Raw genomic sequence first — 16,606 nt, forward strand, 5'->3', positions numbered from 1 at the left:
AGATTCAACCCCGCCCGATCCGGGCTCGGCAGTTTCGTGACGACCGCAGCCCTGCTCGCGCCGGCGCTCGCCGTGGTCGCGCCAGTCCCGACGGCCGCCGCCCAGCCTCTGACGGCAGCCGCCACCGCAGCCACCGCCACCACCTCCAAGCCGCTGGCCGCCGCCCCCTCCGACGCGTCGCTCGCCGCCACCCCGGACCGGCACGACCTCACCAAGGAGCAGTACTACTTCGTCCTCCCGGACCGATTCGCCAACGGCGACACCGCCAACGACACCGGCGGCATCACCGGCAGCCGGATGGACAACGGCCTCGACCCCACCGACTCCGGCTTCTACCACGGTGGTGACCTCGCGGGCCTGATCGGCAAGCTCGACTACATCAAGCAACTCGGCACCACCGCGATCTGGATGGCGCCGATCTTCAAGAACAAGCCGGTGCAGGGCACCGGCTCGTCCGCCTCAGCCGCCTACCACGGCTACTGGATCACCGACTTCACCCAGGTCGATCCGCACTTCGGCACCAACGCGCAGCTCAAGGAGCTGATCCAGAAGGCCCATGCCATGGGCATGAAGGTCTTTTTCGACGTCATCACCAACCACACGGCTGACGTCATCGACTATGCGCAGAAGACCTACGACTACCGCTCCACCGGCGCCTACCCGACCCTGGACGCCAGCGGCCGTCCGGTCGACACCACGGCGACAGCCAACGCCAACGCGCTGAACGGCACTTCGCTCTATCCCAGGCTCACCACCAGCTCCTTCCCCTACACCCCGATCTTCAACTCGCCGGCCGACGTCAACGCCAAGTCGCCGTCCTGGCTCAACGACCCGACGCTCTACCACAATCGGGGCAACTCGACCTTCACCGGCGAGTCCGGTACCGAGGGCGACTTCTCCGGCCTGGACGACCTCGACACCCAGAACCCGCGGGTGGTCAAGGGTATGGAGAAGATCTACGAGGACTGGGTGAAGAACACCGGCGTCGACGGCTTCCGCATCGACACGGTCAAGAACGTCGACCTGGCCTTCTGGCAGCAGTGGGCCCCCGCGCTGAAGAAGTACGCCGCCGCGCAGGGCAACAAGAAGTTCTTCATGTTCGGCGAGGTCTACGACAGCGACACGTCCACCACCTCGTCCTATGTCACCCAGGGCAAGCTGCAGGCGACCCTGGACTTCCCGTTCCAGTCGGCCGCGCAGACCTATGTCGCCAACGGCGGCTCGGCCAAGGCGCTCTCCGCGGTCTACGGGAACGACTACAAGTACACGACGGCCGACACCAACGCCTACGAGCTGCCGACCTTCCTCGGCAACCACGACATGGGCCGGATCGGCTACTTCCTGCAGTCGGCCAACCCCGGCGACAGCAACGCCCAGCTGCTGAGGAAGGACCAACTGGCCCAGCAGCTCCAGTTCCTGACCCGTGGTCAGCCCGTCGTCTACTACGGCGACGAGCAGGGCTTCACCGGTTCCGGGGGCGACAAGGCGGCGCGGCAGGACATGTTCGCCTCGCAGACCGCCTCCTACAACACCGGCACGGTCATCGGCGGCGCCTCGGGCTCCGCCGCCCGCTACAGCACCAGCACCCCGCTGTACTCGACCATCGCCACCCTCGCCGCGCTGCGCAAGGCCAACCCGGCGCTGGAGAACGGCGCCCAGGTCGAGCGCTACGCCGCCGACGGGCCCGGGGTCTACGCCTTCTCCCGGATCGACGAGAAGCAGCAGGTCGAGTACCTGGTCGCGGTGAACAACGCGACCACCGCGCAGAGCGTCAGCGTCCCCACCTACTCGGCCGGGATGACCTTCGACCCGATCTACGGCGGCACCGTCGACGCGGCCACCACCGGCAGCGACAGCAAGCTGGCCGTCACCGTCCCGGCCGAGTCCGCCGTGGTCTACAAGGCGACCAAGCGACTCGCCGCGCCTGCCACCACCCCCGCCGTCACCCTGACCGCCCCTGCCGCGGGCTCGACCGGCACCGTCACCGTCGCCGCGACCGTCCCCGGCACCGGCTTCGACCGGGTGACCTTCGCCGCCGCCGTCGGCGACGGCGCCTGGCAGACCCTCGGCACCGCCGACCACGCCCCCTACCAGGTCACCGAGAGCCTGGCGAACGTCACCGCCGGCACCACCGTCCGCTACAAGGCCGTGGTCGAGGACAGCGCCGGGCACCTGGCCGACGCCACCGGCAGCACCACCGTGGGCACCGTCCCGCCGGTGGCCAAGCCCACCGCCACCTCCCGTACCTACGCGGTGGTCCACTACCACCGCGCGGACGGCGACTACAGCAACTGGAACCTCTACGCCTGGGGCGACATCGCCGACGGCGAGGGAACCACCTGGCCGGCCGGGCACCCCTTCATCGGCCGTGACGCCTTCGGCGCCTTCGCCTACGTCAAGCTCAAGGCCGGCGCTTCCAACGTCGGCTTCATCGTGGAGAACAACGGCACCAAGGACGGCGCCGCCGACCGCTCGATCAACCTCTCGTCGACCGGCGAGGTCTGGGTCGACTCCGGTGACAGCACGACCTATACCACCAACCCGGGCGCGACCTCGACCGTCCCGGCGGACACCGCGATCATCCACTACCACCGCACCGACGGGAACTACACCGGCTGGGGTCTGCACGACTGGACCGGCGCGGCCACGCCCACCGACTGGACCAGCCCGCTCAAGCCCTCCGGCACCGACGCCTTCGGCGACGTCTTCACCGTGCCGCTGGCGTCGGGGGCGACCGTCCTCGACTACATCATCCACAACGGCGACACCAAGGACCTGCCGGACAACCAGGAGCTCAACTTCGCGGTCAACGGCCGCGAGGTCTGGATCACCGACGGCACCCCCGGCTACATCCTGCCGCAGTCCACGGCCTCGGCCGCGGACCTCGACCTGACCCAGTCCAAGGCCCAGTGGCTCGACGCCGACACCGTCGCTGTCCCCGCCGCCTGGGGCTTCGGCCAGAACCTGCCCGCAGGCGCCTCCCCCGAACTGGTCTACTCGCCCACCGGCGCCCTCGCCGTCAAGGACGGCGACCTGACCGACCCCGGCTACTGGCTCCGGCTGCTGCCCGTCAGCACCGGTCTGACGGCGGCCCAGCTCGCCGCCCACCCCGAGCTCAAGGGCTACGCCGCCTTCGCGGTCGACCCGCGCGACACCAAACGGATCACCACCGCGCTGCGCGGCCAGCTGATCATGACGGAACGTGAGGCCAACGGCGCGCTGCTGGCGGCCACCGGGGTGCAGATCCCGGGCGTCCTGGACGCCGTCTACGCGACCAAGGCGGTCAACGCCACCCTCGGCCCGGTGGTCTCGCACACCTCGGCCAGACTCTCGGTCTGGGCCCCGACCGCGCAGTCGGTCAGCCTGGAGCTCTACGACAGCCCCAGCGCCACCACCCCCCGTACCGTCGCCATGCACCGGGACGACTCCACCGGCGTGTGGTCGGTGACCGGCCCGGCCTCCTGGAAGGGGAAGTACTACCTCTACCAGGTGACGGTCTGGGCCCCGAGCGTCCAGAAGGTGGTGACCAACCACGTCACCGACCCCTACTCGCTCGCCCTCTCCGCCGACTCCAAGCGCAGTGAGATCGTCGACCTCGGCGACCCGTCAACCGCCCCCGCCGGCTGGACCGGTGACCGGTCGCCGAAGGCGCTGACCGCCACCCAGCAGGAGATCCAGGAGCTGCACGTCAGCGACTTCTCCTCGGCCGACACCACCGTCCCGGCCGCCGACCGCGGCACCTACCTGGCCTTCAACGACCTCAACTCGGACGGCATGAAGCACCTCGCCGCCCTCGCCAAGTCCGGGGTCACCACCGTCCACCTGCTGCCGACCTTCGACTTCTCCTCCGTCCCCGAGCTCAAGTCCGAGCAGACCACCCCTGCCTGCGACCTGGCCTCCTACGCCCCCGACTCGCAGGCGCAGCAGGCCTGCGTCAGCGCGCAGGCGGCGACCGACGACTACAACTGGGGCTACGACCCGTACCACTTCACCGTCCCCGAGGGCTCCTACGCCACCGACGCCGACGGCACCGTCCGCACCCAGCAGTTCCGGCAGATGGTCGCCGCACTGCACCGGATCGGCCTGCGGGTGGTCATGGACGTGGTCTACAACCACACCGCCGCCTCCGGCGAGGCTGCGACCTCGGTGCTGGACCAGATCGTCCCGGGCTACTACCAGCGCCTCAGCGCGACCGGCGCGGTGACCACCGACAGCTGCTGCGCCGACACCGCCCCCGAGCACACCATGATGAACAAGCTGGTCGTGGACTCCACCCGGACCTGGGCCGACGAGTACCACGTCGACGGCTTCCGCTTCGACCTGATGGGGCTCGACCCCAAGCAGACCATGCTGGACGTCCAGGCCTCGCTCAAGAAGACCGGCCGCTCCGAGTTCCTCTACGGCGAGGGCTGGAACTTCGGCGTCGTCGCCAACAACGCCCGCTTCGTCCAGGCCACCCAGGCCAACATGGCCGGCACCGGCATCGCCACCTTCAACGACCGCCAGCGCGACGCGGTCCGCGGCGGCGGCCCGTTCGACACCGACCCGCGCATCCAGGGCTTCGCCTCCGGCCTCTACACCGACCCCAACGGCGCCGCGGTCAACGGCACCAGCGACCAGCAGAAGGCGAAACTGCTGCACGCCATGGACCAGCTCAAGGTCGGCCTGACCGGCAATCTGGCCGCGTACTCCTTCACCGACAGCAGCGGAAAGACCGTCAAGGGCTCGGAGGTCGACTACAACGGCTCACCGACCGGCTACACCGCAGCCCCCGGGGAGGCGATCACCTATGTGGACGCCCACGACAACCTGGACCTCTATGACGCGCTGATCTACAAACTGCCGACCGGCACCTCGATGGCGGACCGCGCGCGGATGCAGTCCCTCGCCCTCGCCACCACGGCCCTCTCCCAGGGCCCCGGCTTCGCCGTCGCAGGCAGCGATCTGCTCCGCTCCAAGTCACTCGACGCCAACTCCTACAACAGCGGCGACTGGTTCAACGCGATCCACTGGAACTGCACCCAGGGCAACGGTTTCGGGCACGGCCTGCCGCTCGCCGCCTCCAACCAGTCCTCCTGGACCTTCGCCCAACCCCTGCTGGCCCGGACCGACCTGGTCCCCGGCTGCGCCGCCGAACTCTCGGCCTCCGCGCAGTACCAGCAGTTCTTGCAGATCAAGAAGTCCACCCCGCTCTTCTCCCTGACCACCGCCGCCGACGTCCAGCAGCGCCTCAGCTACCCGCTCTCCGGCACCTCCGGTGAGACCCCGGGCGTGATCACCCTCCACCTCGATGGCGCCGGCCTGCGCACCTACAAGTCCGTCACCGTCGTCTTCAACGCGACCCCGACCACCCAGCAGCAGACCCTCACCACCCTGGCCGCCACCACCCAGCAACTCCACCCGGCCCAGGCCAACGGTTCGGACCCGGTCGTCAAAACCTCCACCTTCGACCCCACCACCGGCACCTTCACCATCCCGGCGAGGACCGTGGCGGTCTTCGTCCAGCAGTAACCGCAACGCCCGGCCCCGGATCGCCATCGATCCGGGGCCGGGCGTTGCGGTCGCCGCGACCAGCCTCAGCCGGTGGTCGTTGCTGCCGTCAGGTCGTAGACGGTGGTGCTGCCCACGGTGGTGGCCGTGTAGTGGGCCTTCACCCAGGCGGTGATCTGGGAGGCGGCGGTGGTTGTGGTGCTGCTGCTGCCGCCCTGGCCTCCGGTGGAGGCGGCGATGAAGTAGTGGATCTTCCCTTCCTTGACGTACTGCTCGAACTGGGCCAGGGTCGGCGAGTTGTCGGTGCCGTTGAAGCCACCGATCGGCATGACCGAGGACTGGGTGGCCAGCTGGTAGCTGGCGGCGTTCTGCGAGCCGACGACTGCGGCGGCCCAGGTGTAGCTGGAGGCGTTCTTCTCCAGCAGGGCGGTCATCGCGGAGCTGACGGTGGCTCCGTTGATCAGGCCGCCGGCGCCTCCGCCGCCCATGGCGCCGCGCTCGGCGCCGGTGCCGGACGGTGCGGTGCCGGTTCCGCCGGCGGTTGCGCCGCCAGGCATACCCGTCTGCGAGGTGCTGCCACCGGCAGCGCCCGTGCCCGTGCCCGCGCCGGTCGGAGGCGTTCCGCCGCCGCCCGCGCCGCCGAAGCCGCCGGCGCCCCGGGTGCCTCCGCCGGGCATCCCGCCGCCCATTCCCATCCCGCCGGTGCTCGGACCGGCCGAGGGGATGGAACCGGTGTGACCGGTGGAGACCGTGTCCGCCGCGTACGCGGCCTGGCCGGCCAGCACCGAGATCAGCGCAGCGAGCCCCGCAGCCACCATCAGCCGCTTACTCCAACTTGATACAGATCCTGCCCCAGCCGGCACGAAGGCGTTCGCCAGGAACAGTGCCGCCGCGCCCAGCCCCAGCAGCAGGACCAGCCAGCGCACCGCCGGGTAGAAGTCCGCGCTGCGGTTCAGCAGCACGAAGGCCCAGATCGCCGAGACGGCGATGGTCGCCGCGCCGACCGTGGCGACACCCGGACGCCTGCGTCCGCGCCAGACGGCCTCGGCGCCCATGCCGACCAGGGCGGCGATGGAGGGAGCCAGTGCCACCGTGTAGTACGGGTGGAAGATGCCGCTCATGAAGCTGAAGGTGACGGCGGTGAGGAGGAACGAGCCGCCCCAGACCAGGAACGCCGCCCGCGTCGTGTCGCTGCGCTTGGTCCTGCGGGTGACCCAGACGCCGAGCGCCAGCAGGATCAGTGCCGCCGGGATCAGCCAGGAGATCTGGCCGCCGATCTCCGAGTTGAACAGCCGGGTGATGCCGGTCGCGCCCCACTGCCCGGTGGAGCCGGTGCCGCCACCCCCGCCGCCCACGCTGCCGGTCTCATTGCCCGTCAGCCGTCCGAAGCCGTTGTAGCCGAAGGTCAGCGAGAGGAAGGAGTTGTCGGTGGAGCCGCCGATGTACGGGCGGTCCGCCGCCGGGACGAGCTGGACGACCGCGACCCACCAGCCGCCGGCGACCACCATCGCCAGGGTGCCCCAGGCCAGCTGTCCGACCCGCTTGAGCAGCCGGTGCGGGCCGAAGGCCAGGTAGACGGCGGCGAAGGCCGGCAGCACCAGGAAGGCCTGCAGGGTCTTGGTCAGGAAGGCGAAGCCGATCATCGCGCCGGCCAGCACCAACCAGCGGGTGCGGCCGTCCTCGTGGGCCCGCAGCATCGCGTAGGTGGCGATGGTGAGCAGCAGCGCCAGCAGCGCGTCCGGGTTGTTGAAGCGGAACATCAGCACGGCGACCGGGGTCAGCGCCAGCACCGCGCCCGCGATGAGCCCGGCCTGGGCACTGAAGCGGCGGCGTACCGCCGCGTACAGGGTGCCGACGGTGGCGACGCCCATCAGCGCCTGCGGGACCAGGATCGACCAGGAGCTGAGGCCGAAGATCCGCACCGACAGACCCATCACCCACAGCGCTGCCGGCGGCTTGTCGACGGTGATGGAGTTGCCCGCGTCCGAGGAGCCGAAGAAGAACGCCTCCCAGTTCTTGGAGCCGGCCTGGGCCGCCGCCGAGTAGAAGGAGTTGGCGTAGCCGGAGGCGCTGAGGTTCCACAGGTAGAGCACGGCCGTGCCGAACAGCAGCCCGAGCAGTGCCGGGCGGACCCAGGCGGCGTCCTCGGGCCTGCCGCGCCAGACCCGGCCCGGGAGGGTGCGGACCCGCTCCCCTGGCGGCAGCCGGGGTTTCTGCGGCGGCGGATCCCAGGTCGGGAAGAGCGGCTCCGGCCGCCCCCGGCCGTGGGACCGGGGAGCGGGCGGCTGGTCCGCGAGCGGGGCGGCCGTCTCGGGGGCGTGGATGGTCATGCGGAGTTCCTCTGCTCACTGCTACTGCTGTGCTTGCGGAAGACCCAGGTGCGCAGCAGGACGAAGCGCACCAGGGTGGCGGCGAGGTTCGCCGCGACGAGTACGGCCAGCTCCGTCGCATGGCCGGGGTTGGCGGAGAGGGCGTGCAGGAGCGCGAGTGAACCGCTGGTGAGCACCAGGCTCAGCAGGAACACGACCAGGCCCTGCGCCTGCTGCCGTCCCGCGCCCGCCCCGCTCACACCGAAGGTGTGCCGCCGGTTCGCGGCGGTGTTGGCGATCGCGCTGAGCAACAGCGCTGTGAAGTTGGCGGGTTGAGCACCCATCAGGGTGCTGGCGAGGCTGAACAGCACCAGGTAGAGCAGGGTGCTGGCGACGCCGACCGCGCCGAAGCGCAGCAGCTGCCCGCCGAGGCCGTTCGGGACGCCGGGGAGTTCCGGCTGCTCGGGCTCGGGCCGCCGGAGTTCGGCGAGCGAGATGCTGCCGCTGGCCAGGCCGCGGCCGACCCGCCAGCAGCCCTTGAGGTCGGCGGTGGCGGTGGCGACGATGTCCACGCTGCTGTTGGGGTCGTCGACCCAGTCGACCGGCACCTCGTGGATGCGCAGTCCGGCGCGTTCGGCCAGCACCAGCAGTTCGGTGTCGAAGAACCAGCCGGTGTCCTCGACCATCGGCAGCAGCCGTTCGGCGACGTCGGCCCGGATCGCCTTGAACCCGCACTGGGCGTCGCTGAAGCGCACCGACAGCGTCCTGCGCAGGATCTGGTTGTAGGCGCGGGAGATGAACTCGCGCTTGGGTCCGCGCACCACCTGCGAGCCGCGGGCCAGCCGGGAGCCGATCGCGATGTCGGAGTGGCCCGAGATCAGCGGGGCGACCAGCGGCAGCAGCGCGCTGAGGTCGGTGGAGAGGTCGACGTCCATGTAGGCGAGCACGGGTGCGTCGGAGGCGGCCCAGACGGTGTTGAGAGCGCGGCCGCGTCCCTTGAGCGGGAGTCGGCGGACGCACACCGCCGGCAGCTCGCGGGCCAGCTGCTCGGCCACGGCCGGGGTGCTGTCGGTGCTGGCGTTGTCGGCGATGGTGATGCGGAAGCCGTACGGGAACGCGCGGTCGAGGTAGGCGTGCAGGCGGTGCACGCTGGGGCCGAGGTCGTGCTCCTCGTTGTACACGGGGACCACGACGTCGAGCATGGGTGTTTCCAGCTCGGCGGGCAGCGGGTCACGGCGCGGCAGCGGCCGTGCCGTGACCCCCTGGGCCGGCGTCGAGGGTGCTGCGATGGTTGTGGACATGGAGCAACCGTCGCGGCCGGGTCTGAGAGGCTCCTGAGTCGCCGTTGAGATCGCGCTTCAGATCACGGAGCCGTCACGGCCCGAACATGAAGAGCCGTTCACCCGCGCCCCGACCGGTGACAGGCGACAGGGGCGCGGGGAACTGCACGACCCCGGCTGGGACGGCGGATCAGCCAGGCGTCGACGCTCAGCCGCTCTGGCCGTCGCCCTCCTGGCCGCCACCGGCGGCCATCGCCGCCAGCTCCAGGTCCACCAGCCGCTGGTGCTCCTCGGCGTCCTCGCGCGCCTTCTTCGGGCTCCAGCGTCCCGCCATCACGAACAGGAAGGGCAGGAACAGCACCTGCCCGGCGATGCAGACGAACCACCAGGTGCGCCAGTTGCCCGGGTTGTCCTTGGCGGCCTTCTGCACCGTGGTGCCGTACTGCTGCAGCACCGCGAGCTGGGGCTGGGCCTTCTGCACCGTGAGCAGGCCGGGCACGCCGACCTGCTGCACCGCCTGGGCCTGCAGCGCGGGCGGGACCGCCGTCGGCGGGTACTTCGCCAGCTCGGCGAAGAGCTGCGGATGGGCGTTCACGATGGCCAGCGCCGGACCGGCCTGGGCCTCCGCCGTCGCCACCGCCTGACCGTGCTCCACCAGCGGTGTCGCCGAGGTCACCACCACCGGCACGAACGCGGCGGAGACCGCGACCACGATCCGGATGATCCAGCCCCACACCGCGAGGCCGGTCGCCGTCGCGGCCGGGTTGTGCTTCTCCACGGTCTCGGTGAAGCTCGCCATCCACGGCGCGTAGGTGAGGCCGCCGAGCACGCCGATGCCGATGAACATCCAGGCGAAGGTGTAGTACCCGGTCCTGGCATGGGTCGCGCTCAGCGCGAAGATCAGCGTCACCACGATGCTGCCGACGGCGCCCACCAGCATGAACGGCTTGCGCACCTTCAGCCGGTCGGAGGCCAGCCCGGCGACCACCAGGGCGATGGCGTTGGCCGCCCAGTACCAGTTGGCCAGCGCGTTGACCCGCTGCTCCGAGTAGCCGAAGACGGTCGAGAAGTAGACCACGAAGTTGCCGACCGCGGCGAAGTACAGCAGCAGGAAGATGCTGATGGCGAAGGCCGAGCCGATCACGTCCAGGCGCATCATCTGGCGCCAGTGGTTGCCCGACTCGACCTCGGCGAGGTCCATGCCCTTGGCGCGGGCCTCGACCAGGGCCCGGTCGCGCAGGCTCACCATGATCTGGTCGCGCAGCCGGGGCGACAGCTCGCGCAGGGCGACCAGGGAGACCAGGAACACGATCAGCGTGGCGATGCCGGCGTAGTGCAGCTCGTCCTGCCAGCTGGAGGAGTTCAGGGTGCTGCTGGTCACGGTGGTGACCACCAGGCTGCCCAGCACCGGGCCCATGGTCCAGTAGCCCATGGCCGTGGCCCGGCCCAGCTGCGGGGAGAAGTCCCTGATCAGGGCCGGTGTCGCCACCAGGACAATGCCTTCGACGAAGCCGACCAGGGCGAACAGGATCAGGTAGGAGAGCTCACCGGAGGCGTTCGGCAGGCCGAACAGCACCAGCAGCCCGGTGACCAGCAGCCCGTACACCACCATGTTGGCCCGGCCCCAGCGGTCGGCCAGACCCGCGATCAGCGAGGCGAAGGCGCCGACGGCGTTGCCGACCACGGAGACCCAGATGAAGTAGCGGTAGGTCATGTGGAAGTGGGTGATGATCGAGGTCGCCACCGCGTACTGGATGTACAGGGCGTAGTACAGAACGATCGTGGTCAGCACCACGATGGCCAGGTAGGCGTAGCGGCGGCCGGTGTCCGGGTAGTGGGCCAGGTCGCGCTGCCACAGCCGGGTGAGCGCGCCGGGCGCGGGTCTGGAGACGGGCGTGTCTGCGTTGAACGGGGTGGTGGTCATGCTGCTCCTCGGGGCACCGGTGCGTACGGGGGTGGACGGACGGGACGGCGCGCGGTCGGGCCGGGACGCAGGCCCTCAAGGGCACGAGCCTCGGCGTCGAGGGCGTGAACGGAGGTTAGTACCGACTGGTCGGTACGGACCAGATGCGTGCATGCACCAGTTGCGGGAAGGGCGGCCCCAACGGATCCGGGGCCGCCCTCACGGTGTCCGGGGGTGCGTCAGTTCAGTTTCCTGGGCACCCGTACCGGGACCACCTCGCGGTTGAAGGTGCTGCTGGCGACCCCGGCGAAGGAGGTGTACCAGGCCAGCAGCCCGGTCAGCAGGCCGAGCCAGCCGCCGGCCTTGGTGATGTCGCCGTTCTTGGAGAACTCGCCGATGGCCAGCACCACGAAGGTGAGGGTCAGGGCGACGAAGACGCTGAGCACCGCGTGGTTCACGCGGATCGCGGCAATGGTCATGTAGCCGGTGAAGATGCCCCAGACCAGCAGGAACAGGCCCAGGGCGTTGTGGAAGTCGACCGAGGCGGCCAGCGTCGGCGCGACGTCCTTGACCAGCACGTAGTAGGCCAGCCAGAACGCCCCGAAGGAGCTGAAGGCGGTGGCGCCGAAGGTGTTGCCTCTGCGGAACTCCCACATACCGGCGAGGAGTTGGCCGAGACCGCCGTAGAAGAGGGCGAGCGGGAGCACCACGCCCTCGGCGGTCTTGTCGAAGAATCCGGCGTTGAAGCAGCTGAGAACCAGGGTGGTCATGGCGAACCCGGCCAGGCCCAGCGGGGCGGGGTCGGCGATCGCGGGGGGTGGGGTTGCCCGTGCTGTCTGCGGCTCGACTGCGGACATAGAAGATGTGCCCCTTCCGATCCGACAAGAAGCTGACACCGTCCAGTATGTGACGGTTCAACAGATAGAGCGCCGGAGCGGAACGAGTTGAAAATGTCATGTCTGCGAAAAGGCGGGAACGCCTCCGCTTCGCCCGGAGTTCCTCCGTCCAAGGGCAGGATCGTGCACGACTGGGGAGGGGCCTGGAATGGACGCGATGGACGCGGCAGGGATCATCGATCAACTCGCCCGCGCGGACGGACGCGTGGACCCCTATCCGCTGTACGCGCTCGCGCACGAGCTGGGCCCGGTGGCCAGCCTGGGCGAGGGCTGGGTGCTGGCCTGCGGCTACGACTCGGTCAACCGGGTGCTGCGCAATCCGGCCTTCGGAGTGGACAGCGACGAGCTGCGCCAGACGCGCTTCGGCGACGAGCCGAGGCGCGACTCGCTGGCCCTGCTGGGCCGTTCGATCCTGCAGAGCAATCCGCCGCAGCACACCCGGATGCGCGCACCCATTGCCTCGGTGTTCACGCCCCGGCGGGTGGCCGCGCTGGAACCCGCCGTCGTCGGCGTGGTCGAGCGGTTGCTCGACCGGCTACCGGAGTTGGACGCCGGGGACGGCACCGGCGTCGATTTCATGGAGGAGTTCGCCTACCAGCTGCCGGTCAGCGTGATCTGCGAGCTGCTCGGCGTCCCGGAGCAGGACCGGGGGCCGTTCCGGTCGCTGATCCACGACCTCACCCTGGTCCTGGAGTTCATGGGCGACCAGACCGACCTGACCGCGGCGGACGCGGCTGCCCGCGAGCTCAGCACCACCTTCGCGGCCCTCGCCGACCTGCGCCGCGCCGAACCGCGCGACGACCTGATCACCGCCCTGGTCCAGCTGGTCGACGCCGAGGACGCCCGGCTCGACGCCGCCGAGCTGCTCGGGAATCTCGCGCTGCTGCTGCTCGCCGGCTTCGAGACCACCACCAATCTGCTCGGCAACGGCCTGGCCCTGCTCTTCGGGCACCCCGCGGTACGCGCGGCCCTGGTCCAGCAGGCCCTGCCGGTCGCCGACTTCGTCGAGGAGGTGCTGCGCTACGACTCGCCGGTCCAACTCACCTCCAGGACGGCGCTGTTCCGCGGCCTGGAGATCGACGGCGTGCCGCTGGAGCAGTACGGCGAGGTGGTGCTGCTGCTCGGCGCCGCCAACCGCGATCCGGCCCGCTTCCACGACCCCGACCACTTCGACCCCTGGCGGGCCGACAACCAGCCGCTGAGCTTCGGCGCCGGCATGCACTACTGCCTGGGCGCGATGCTGGCCCGGCTGGAGGCGAGGATCGCCTTCACCGCCCTGCTGCGACGCTTCCCGGCGATCGCCCCCGCGAAGGGCGCGGAGCCGGTGCGGCAGGACCGGCTGCTGCTGCGGGGGTACGCGAGCCTACCGGTCGAGTTGGGCTGAACCCGTGTCGAGGGCGGCGTAACCGCGGGTGACGGCTTGCGCCAACTTGCTTGCGGGGTAAGGCCATCCGCTCGTATCCAGCGCATCCTCGGCGGAGACCCCGGCCGCGTGCAGGGCCGTGATGCGCGCGGCGAGAGCCGCGAGGGCATCGCGCTGCTCGCGGACGAACGCCGCGCCGACCGGGGCGCCGTGGCCGGGGACGACGACGGTGGCCGGGCCGATGGCGGCGAGCAGCGCGTCCAGGGTGTCCGGCCAGTCGAGCGGGAAGCTGTCCGAGCCCAGGGCGGGCGGCCCCGACTCCTCGACCAGGTCCCCGGCGAGGAGGGCGTCCGCGTCCGGGATGTGGATGAGCAGGTCGCCGTCGGTGTGGCCGCGTCCGGGGTGGACCAGCCGGACGAGGCGGTCGCCCAGGTCGAGGACGTGGGCACGGTCCACCAGGCGGTCCGGGACGACGGTGGAGACCGGGACGGCCGGATCGCCCTCGCCCTCGGGGTCGTCCTGTTCGGCGCTCAGCGCCGCGGCCATGGCCCGGTGGCCCCACAGCTCGGCGGGCGGGATCTGCCGGGGCGCGACGAACTCGGCGTTCCCGCCGACATGGTCGAAGTGGACGTGGGTGTTCACGACCCAGCGGACCGGGGCGGGGGAGAGCCTGCGCAGGTGCTCGCGGAGCTCGCCGGCCTCGGCGAGGTTGCAGCGGGTGTCGACGACGGCGAGCCCGTCGCTGCCGAGGATCGCGCTGACGGTGACATCCCAGGGCTGGTAGCGGCGCTGGAACACCCGGTCGGCGACTTCGTGCCAGAGTGAGGTCGACATCCCTTGATCATGACAGGTCGGGCTGATGAGCGTACGAGGGGCCGGGGCGGCGATACTGGTCACGTCCGATCCGAGGAAGGAAGCCACCATGCCCGAAGAGGTTCTCGTGCAGCGCGCGGACCAGGAAGCGGCCCAGGGCCGCCACGCCGCCGCACTGGAGTTGTACGCGAGGGCGTGGGAGAGCCGGCACGACGAGACCGCCGACAAGCTGCTCGACCTGGTCGAGGAGTGGGGCGATGTGGAGGCCTCGCTGGAGGTGCTGCGGAGCACCGCGGAGAGCGGGGTGTCCGGGGCCTACGAGGCGCTCGCGGCGCTGCTCATCGAGGTCGAGGAGCCGGAGGAGGCGCTGGAGGCGCTGGCGCGGGCCCATGCGGCCGGTCGCGAGGTCACCCTGTGGACCGCCGCGGTGCTCGCGGACGAGCTGGGTGAGCGCGACCGCGCCGAGGAGTGGTACCGCAAGGCCATCAGCGCGGAGGAGCCCGGGGCGCTCAACGACTTCGGCGTGTTCCTGAGCGACGACCAGGACCGGCTGGTCGAGGCCGAGGAGGTGCTGACGCTGGCGGTGGAGCGCGGCGACCCGATGGCGCTGGGGAACCTGGGCCGGATGCACCTGGAGGCCGAGCGGGTGGACCAGGCGCTGGAGTGGCTGGGCCGCGGGCTGGACGCCGGGGTGCGCTCGGTGCTGGTGCCGATGGCCGAGGCCGAGCAGCAGCTGGGCCGCTTCGACGAGGCCCGGGCCCACCTCACGGCGGCGCTGGACGAGGACATCGAGGGCGCCCAGCTGGCCTGGGCGAACTTCTGCGCCGAGCACGGCACCGCCGACGAGAAGGCGTCCGCCGAGGGCGAGTTCCTGACGGCGCTTCAGCAGGACGAGTACGGGGCGCACTTCGACTACGCCATCTTCCTGGCCGAGCAGGACCGGATGGACGAGGCGGTCAAGCAGTACGAGGCAGCGGCCGCCGAGGGCGAGTCCAACGCCTGGCTGAACCTGGCCCTCATCTACGAGGACCGCAAGGACCGCCGCACGGCCGAGGACTGCTACCGCAGCGGCATCGAAGCCGGCGACCTCCAGGCCCTGCTCGCCTACGCGGAGTTCCTCCGCCAGTGGGGCCGCCAGAAGGACATCCCCGACCTCTATCCCACTGCCGAAGCCCTCGGGGCCGACGAATCCGAGACAGCCCAGCTCCACACCCTCGCCGGCAACGGCTGACCACCCCCCCATGCGCACGACGGGCCGGCGCGGAGTTCTCTCCGCACCGGCCCGTCCTGCGTGGCCGAAATCGGTGCTGACCTGCTGCTGGCTCCGGGGCGGGCGTGCAGCGGATAGGTTGGGGGCACGATGAATCGACTGATCGCCGCTCAAGGCTCGTACGACCTCGCCCGCTTTCCGGCTGACCCGCGTGACACGCTTCGGGCGTGGGACGCCTCCGACGAGTACCTGCTGCGGCAGCTCGACGGCAGCGCCGCCCTGGACGGGACGACGGCTCCGCCGGTCGATCTCGCCGGTGAGGTCGTGGTGCTCGGGGACCGGTGGGGGGCACTGGCCACCGCGTTGGCCGGGCACCGGCCCGTGCAGATCAGCGACTCCTACCTGGCCCAGCAGGCCACCCGGGCCAACCTGACCCGCAACGGCATCGACCGGGATGCCGTCCGGCAGCTGTCCTCCCAGGACGAGCCGTCGGCCCGGATCGACGTGCTGCTGGTGCGGGTGCCGAAGAGCCTCGCGCTGCTGGAGGACCAGCTGCACCGGCTCGCGCCCGCCGTCCACCCGGACACCGTCGTCATCGGCACCGGGATGACCACCGAGATCCACACCTCCACCCTCAAGCTCTTCGAGCGGATCATCGGCCCGACCCGCACCTCCCTGGCGGTCCGCAAGGCCCGGCTGATCCACTGCACCCCGGACCCGGCGCTGAAGCCCACCCCCAGCCCCTGGCCGCACAGCTACGAGCTGCCCTCGGACATCGCGACCGGCGCCGCCGGACTGACCGTCACCAACCACGCCGGTGTCTTCTCGGCCGAACGCCTCGACGTCGGCACCCGGCTGCTGCTGCAGCACCTCCCGTCGCTCCCGGGGCCGACCAGGGTCGTGGACCTGGGCTGCGGCAACGGCGTGGTCGGTACGGCGGTCGCGGCGCTGGCGGCGGAGGCGGAGGTCACCTTCGTCGACGAGTCCCACCAGGCGATCGCCTCCGCCCGGGCCACCTTCGCCGCCTTCGCCGCGACCACCGACCCGGCGCCGAAAGCCGAGTTCCTCCTCGGCGACGGTCTCTCCGACGTACCTGCCGGCTCGGTCGACCTGGTGCTCAACAACCCGCCGTTCCACTCCCACCAGGCCACCACGGACGCCATCGCCCGCCGCATGTTCGCCGGAGCCCGCGCCGCGCTGCGCCCCGGCGGCGAGCTCCGCGTCGTGGGCAACCGCCACCTCGGCTACCACGCCACCCTGCGCCGGATGTTCGGCAACTGCACCACGGTGGCGAGCAGCCCCAAGTTCGTGGTCCTCAGCGCCACCAAGCGTTAGCGGCAGA

General features: G+C 70.8%; 9 protein-coding genes. 4 read left to right on the plus strand and 5 right to left on the minus strand.

From position 1 onward, the window contains the following. Positions 1–36 precede the first annotated feature (36 nt). On the plus strand, positions 37–5,511 hold the full coding sequence (pulA, locus tag ABH941_RS05265; RefSeq protein WP_370127396.1) for a pullulanase-type alpha-1,6-glucosidase: 5,475 nt from the start codon (positions 37–39) through the stop codon (positions 5,509–5,511). Positions 5,512–5,576: 65 nt separating this feature from the next. Here the strand turns inward: pulA and ABH941_RS05270 are convergent, their stop codons facing one another. The 4 genes from ABH941_RS05270 to ABH941_RS05285 form a co-directional block, all read right to left on the minus strand. Beyond that, positions 5,577–7,820 carry an ArnT family glycosyltransferase gene (locus tag ABH941_RS05270; protein WP_370127397.1) on the minus strand — a complete coding sequence of 748 codons (2,244 nt, stop codon included), beginning with the start codon at positions 7,818–7,820 and terminating at the stop codon, positions 5,577–5,579. After that, the gene (locus tag ABH941_RS05275) at positions 7,817–9,100 is read right to left on the minus strand and encodes a glycosyltransferase (protein WP_370127398.1); all 1,284 of its coding nucleotides are present in this window, start codon (positions 9,098–9,100) and stop codon (positions 7,817–7,819) included. The genes ABH941_RS05270 and ABH941_RS05275 overlap by 4 nt, the downstream gene beginning before the upstream one ends. A 187-nt stretch (positions 9,101–9,287) precedes the next feature. Beyond that, the gene (locus ABH941_RS05280; RefSeq protein ID WP_370127399.1) at positions 9,288–11,003 is read right to left on the minus strand and encodes an MFS transporter; all 1,716 of its coding nucleotides are present in this window, start codon (positions 11,001–11,003) and stop codon (positions 9,288–9,290) included. A gap of 218 nt (positions 11,004–11,221) precedes the next feature. Continuing rightward, complete coding sequence (locus tag ABH941_RS05285; protein ID WP_370127400.1) at positions 11,222–11,839, minus strand: acetate uptake transporter; 618 nt, start codon at positions 11,837–11,839, stop codon at positions 11,222–11,224. Between the two features lie 187 nt (positions 11,840–12,026). Here ABH941_RS05285 and ABH941_RS05290 point away from each other — a divergent pair, with 187 nt between their 5' ends. Continuing rightward, complete coding sequence (locus ABH941_RS05290; protein WP_370127401.1) at positions 12,027–13,262, plus strand: cytochrome P450; 1,236 nt, start codon at positions 12,027–12,029, stop codon at positions 13,260–13,262. On the opposite strand, the gene ABH941_RS05295 is transcribed toward ABH941_RS05290, so the two are convergent. Further along, a complete protein-coding gene (locus ABH941_RS05295) occupies positions 13,242–14,075 on the minus strand; it encodes an MBL fold metallo-hydrolase (RefSeq protein WP_370127402.1) in 834 nt (277 codons plus the stop codon). The two genes, ABH941_RS05290 and ABH941_RS05295, sit on opposite strands and share 21 nt — an antisense overlap. Before the next feature lie 88 nt (positions 14,076–14,163). On the opposite strand from ABH941_RS05295, the gene ABH941_RS05300 reads away from it, so the two are divergent. Both ABH941_RS05300 and ABH941_RS05305 read left to right on the plus strand, forming a co-directional pair. Further along, positions 14,164–15,285 carry a hypothetical protein gene (locus ABH941_RS05300; protein ID WP_370127403.1) on the plus strand — a complete coding sequence of 374 codons (1,122 nt, stop codon included), beginning with the start codon at positions 14,164–14,166 and terminating at the stop codon, positions 15,283–15,285. Between the two features lie 129 nt (positions 15,286–15,414). Beyond that, positions 15,415–16,599, plus strand: coding sequence for a methyltransferase (locus ABH941_RS05305; RefSeq protein ID WP_370127404.1), 1,185 nt, complete (start codon positions 15,415–15,417; stop codon positions 16,597–16,599). The last annotated feature ends 7 nt before the right edge of the window (positions 16,600–16,606 follow it).

It is taken from the genome of Streptacidiphilus sp. EB103A, assembly GCF_041261405.1.
Classification (GTDB): Bacteria; Actinomycetota; Actinomycetes; order Streptomycetales; family Streptomycetaceae; genus Streptacidiphilus.

What these genes read in the sequence shown, in the direction of transcription:
- ABH941_RS05270 (WP_370127397.1), bottom strand. Translation starts at nt 7,820, where the DNA reads ATGACCATCCACGCCCCCGAGACGGCCGCCCCGCTCGCGGACCAGCCG.
- ABH941_RS05275 (WP_370127398.1), bottom strand. Translation starts at nt 9,100, where the DNA reads ATGTCCACAACCATCGCAGCACCCTCGACGCCGGCCCAGGGGGTCACG.
- ABH941_RS05280 (WP_370127399.1), bottom strand. Translation starts at nt 11,003, where the DNA reads ATGACCACCACCCCGTTCAACGCAGACACGCCCGTCTCCAGACCCGCG.
- ABH941_RS05285 (WP_370127400.1), bottom strand. Translation starts at nt 11,839, where the DNA reads ATGTCCGCAGTCGAGCCGCAGACAGCACGGGCAACCCCACCCCCCGCG.
- ABH941_RS05290 (WP_370127401.1), top strand. Translation starts at nt 12,027, where the DNA reads ATGGACGCGATGGACGCGGCAGGGATCATCGATCAACTCGCCCGCGCG.
- ABH941_RS05295 (WP_370127402.1), bottom strand. Translation starts at nt 14,075, where the DNA reads ATGTCGACCTCACTCTGGCACGAAGTCGCCGACCGGGTGTTCCAGCGC.
- ABH941_RS05300 (WP_370127403.1), top strand. Translation starts at nt 14,164, where the DNA reads ATGCCCGAAGAGGTTCTCGTGCAGCGCGCGGACCAGGAAGCGGCCCAG.
- ABH941_RS05305 (WP_370127404.1), top strand. Translation starts at nt 15,415, where the DNA reads ATGAATCGACTGATCGCCGCTCAAGGCTCGTACGACCTCGCCCGCTTT.